This is a genomic window from Ensifer sp. ENS06 (assembly GCF_014852205.1).
Classification (GTDB): Bacteria; Pseudomonadota; Alphaproteobacteria; order Rhizobiales; family Rhizobiaceae; genus Ensifer; species Ensifer adhaerens.
Window position 1 is genome coordinate 1 of the sequence record NZ_JACVBC010000065.1, and the last position, 267, is coordinate 267.

A 267-nucleotide genomic window follows, 5' to 3' on the forward strand; every position below is an offset into this window, starting at 1 on the left:
GGCGATCGACGGCTGGCCGTAGCGCATGCCCCAGTCGACGATGACGTTAGGCTGGTCGGCGAAGGACTTCGCCATCAGTTCGGACTGGTTGCGGGTGTAGGTCCGGAGGTAGCTTTCGTTCAAGTCCCTGTTCCAGATCGTCTCATAGGCCTTGCCGACCTTGCCGGGGCGGGTGTTGAGCACGATGCCGAACAGGATCGGGTACCAGAACAGTCGCGACCACTCGATCACCCGGCGGTCGGTCAGAAACTCCTTCAGGTAGCGGCG

Annotated in this window: 1 protein-coding gene; it reads right to left on the bottom strand. The window is 62.2% G+C overall.

The window, feature by feature from the left end:
- A partial coding sequence (locus tag IB279_RS38305; RefSeq protein WP_192341299.1) for a ferrochelatase occupies nt 1–267 on the bottom strand: 267 nt, incomplete at both ends.